The 3,697-nt window shown below is 60.3% G+C and carries 3 protein-coding genes; 2 read left to right on the top strand and 1 reads right to left on the bottom strand.

Annotation, left to right across the window (positions count from 1 at the left end):
* A partial coding sequence (locus tag RWZ58_RS08665; RefSeq protein WP_314658377.1) for a cbb3-type cytochrome c oxidase subunit I occupies positions 1-1,775 on the bottom strand: 1,775 nt, incomplete at its 3' end.
* Positions 1,776-2,394: 619 nt separating this feature from the next.
* Between RWZ58_RS08665 and RWZ58_RS08660 the strand changes: the two genes are divergently transcribed.
* Together RWZ58_RS08660 and RWZ58_RS08655 are read left to right on the top strand one after the other, a co-directional pair.
* Positions 2,395-3,075 carry a 1-acyl-sn-glycerol-3-phosphate acyltransferase gene (locus RWZ58_RS08660; protein WP_294627441.1) on the top strand — a complete coding sequence of 227 codons (681 nt, stop codon included), beginning with the start codon at positions 2,395-2,397 and terminating at the stop codon, positions 3,073-3,075.
* A gap of 161 nt (positions 3,076-3,236) precedes the next feature.
* Positions 3,237-3,697, top strand: a 461-nt coding sequence (locus RWZ58_RS08655) for a GIY-YIG nuclease family protein (RefSeq protein WP_314658376.1), incomplete at its 3' end; no start/stop codon positions are given.

Here is a 3,697-nt window from a genome sequence, read left to right as displayed (position 1 = left end):
GGCTTGGTGCGGTTGGAGTACTGGCGAGCACCCAGCTGCATGAAGCCCCACGCCTCAACGGTCAGGAAGGTCAGCGGGATAACCTCAGCTGCGGAGAAGAACGCACCGAATGCCATCTGCTCGGAGGGGGTACCGACGAAGTAGGTGTGGTGCAGAGTACCGATCACACCACCGACGGAGTAGAGCACGGCGTCCATCATGATGATGGAGATTGCGATGCGCTCGCGGACCACGCCGAGCAGCACGAAGATGTACGCCACCATGACGGTGGTGAACAGTTCGAGGAAGTCCTCCACCCAGAGGTGAACCACCCAGAAGCGCCAGAACTCGGCGACGGTCACGTGAGTACGCTGACCTGCGAGCAGGCCGACTGCGTAGAACATGGGGATGGCGAGGCCGGAGAAGAGGAACAGCCACGGCAGGGAGGTCTTCTTCGAGCCCTTCAGGCGGGAGGAGAGGGTACGCCAGACGATAACAATCCAGATGAACATACCCGCGGTGAGCAGGATCTGGAAGAATCGCGGCAGGTCCAGGAACTCCCACTGCTGCGAGAAGAAGCCGGTGAGTTCCTTGGGGATGAGGCCCTTCTGAGAGAACCATTCGTTCAGCAGCGAGCCGAGGACCACGAAGACCACGGCGCCGATGAGAACGTAGGTGAGCAGGCCCTGCTTCTTGGGTTCGCGGCGGGTGATGAGCGGGGCAATGAAGATACCACCCGCCAGGAACGCGCCTGCGGTCCAGAAGAGGGAGAGCTGAAGGTGCCAGGTTCGAGATACCGTGTAGGGCAGCAACTGGCCCATGTCGATACCGAAGAATCCGGTGAGTTCTTCACGGTAGTGCTCGGTGAGCGCACCCACCAGAGCCTGCAGCAGGAACAGCACCAGGATCGTTGCGAAGAGCAGGCAGGCTGCCTTCTGCGAGGGGGTCAGGCGAACTTCGTCGGGCTGACGGAAGTCGAGGACGGGTGCCTCTTCCGCGTGCCAGCCGATTGCGCGGGACCAGCGGCCGTAGATGGCGAACATCAGACCGGTACCACCGATGAGGGCAATCAGGGAGAGTGCCGACCAGACCATCAGATCCGCGGTGGGCTTGTTGTCCACGTTGGGTTCGGAGGGCCAGTTGTTGGTGTAGGAGTAGGGCTGGTCGGGGCGGTCTGCCGCCGATGCCCATGCGGTCCAGCCGAAGAATGCGACGAGGTCGTGCAGTTCTTCGTCGTTCTTAATGGCGTCGGGGAACAGGCCCTGCGAGGTGTCGCCCTTCATCAGGGTTTCGCGGTAGTGCTTGAGCATGAGCTGGTAGCCCTTGGTCTCACCAGCGGACCAGGTGATGGTCTTAGTCTGCTCGTCGTACTTGTTCTCCTTGCGCCACTCGTTCTTGACGAGTTCGCGGGGGTCCTGCTTGCCCTGCTCACGGTACTCCTTGACGGCAGCATCGGTGGTCAGGCGCAGGTATTCTGCAGTGTAGTCGGGGCCGAGGTAGGCGCCGTGGCCGAGCACGGAACCGTACTGCTGCAGACCGCGTCCCTGGAAGAGTTCCTGACCGTGCAGGATCTGTTCCTGGGTTGCGATGGTTTTGCCGTCATTGCCGACAATTTTGTCGGGTAGCGGCATGGAGAGTGCGTAGGTGCGCATTGCAAGGACTGCCATGATGGTGAAGCCCAGGAGCATCACAAACGCAACAGCCTGTACCCAGCCTTTTCCGGCATAGGCACCGACCGTGTCTGAGCGGCGGGCAATCTTTGCTGCCTCCGCACGCGAGACGGGTTTTGTAGCCATAGTGTATGTCTCCAGTGTGCGTGGAATTTGTAGGTGGAGTGGTCCCGACGCACATCCGCTGGAGGGGCGGCTCACTATGTTCAGGGTGAATCGTCCTTGAGGGAGGTGCGACAGCCCACCCTGCTCTCATTTTTGCATATTAAATGCGCATTTACGAAACTTTGCTGACGTAGCGTCATAATGTGACACGGCTATTTGGCGGGGAAATCGGCAATCATAAGGCGGAAAACCTGAAATATTACGTTGAGGTTGAACCCTTAGCTTCCGTGGCTACTTACCTGCCTGCAACGGTGGAGGGAGCGGTGGGGCGAAAGTCGTGCAGACCCCCTCAATCGGGGCTTCGACTCGGGCTCCTATCGGGGCTTTCGCTGAAATCGTTGGCGGGAGGCGCATCCCAGCATGTGGAAGGGGATCGCGGCACCTTCCACGTACCTACACTCGTGTGTGGAATAATAAAACCCGACGCTACTAAACACAGTACAAATTTTTGCGGTACAGATTATTGCAGTACAGATTTTGTGCTCTTTGGCGGCGTATATTCAGAAGGGGTCACTCACCCCGCATCCACGGCGGGTCGCCGCCACAGCCCGCAATCTATCGGCACCTCAGGAGAGTTCACGTGCTTCTCTACAAATCCACCCAGAAAGCAATCACCGGAATCCTGCGCACCGTTTTCCGCGCCCGCGTGACCGGACTCGAAAACTTCCCCGCCACCGGCCCGGTGATTGTTGCCTCCAACCACCTGTCCTTCCTGGACTCCATCATTATTTCTGCCATGATGCCGCGCCGCGTGGCGTTCCTCGCCAAGGCGGAGTACGTGAACACCCCCGGCACGCGCGGCAAGATGATGAAGGCATTCTTCGAAGCCGTGGACATCATTCCTGTGAACCGCTCCGACCGTTCCGAGTCGCTCAAGGCGCTCGACATCGCCCTGGAGAAGCTGCAGGAGGGTAAGGTCTTCGGCATTTACCCCGAGGGCACCCGCTCCCGCGACGGTTACCTGTACCGCGGCAAGATTGGTGTGGCGTGGCTGGCGCATATGACCGGCGCGCCCGTGGTGCCGGTCGGTCTGATTGGCACCGACCGCCTGCAGAAGCCCGGCTCGAACATGATTTACCCGCGCCGCTTCACGATTCGCGTGGGCAAGCCGCTCTACTTTGAGAAGACCGGCGAGAAGATGACCGGCAAGCAGCGCCGTGTCACCACCGACGCCATCATGGATGAGATTGCTCAGCTGTCCGGTCAGGCACGAAAGCACGAGTACAACGTTTCGCCCTCAGCCGCACGTGACGCAGGCTAGGGCACACGCCGCCTGAACCGCGTAGACTTAAACCGCGCATTCACGCACCGACCCCCGCACATTGGGGGAGTCCGGTGTAGGATGCGCGGTTTGTCGTCTGTGAGCGTCTGAGATGCCCCCGGCAGCACCGTAAAGCCCAGCAGAGCGAGGAGAAAGTACCCATGGCAGAGCCTTCCAGCTACCGCCCCGCCCCCGGCGAAATCCCTACCGACCCGGGCGTTTACCGTTTTCGCGATGCTGACGGCCGCGTCATCTACGTGGGTAAGGCGAAGAACCTGCGCAACCGCCTCAACAGCTATTTTGCGTCCCCGCAGACGCTGAGCCCGAAGACCTATGCGATGGTGCATACGGCGGCGAGTGTGGAGTGGACCGTGGTGGCGAGCGAGATGGAATCGCTGCAGCTTGAGTACACCTGGATTAAGGAGTTTTCGCCGCGCTTCAACATTGCGTTCCGTGACGATAAGTCGTACCCGTACCTGGCGATTACGGTCAATGACGTGTACCCGCGCGCGATGGTGACTCGCGGCGAGCGCCGTAAGGGCGTGCGCTATTTTGGGCCCTATTCGCAGGCGTGGGCGATTCGTGAAACCCTGGATGCGCTGCTGCGCGTGTTCCCGGTGCG

This window comes from uncultured Rothia sp., from assembly GCF_963544205.1.
Lineage (GTDB): Bacteria > Actinomycetota > Actinomycetes > Actinomycetales > Micrococcaceae > Rothia.
Note: the sequence above shows the minus strand (reverse complement) of the source record. Positions and strands in the feature narration are given on the sequence as shown.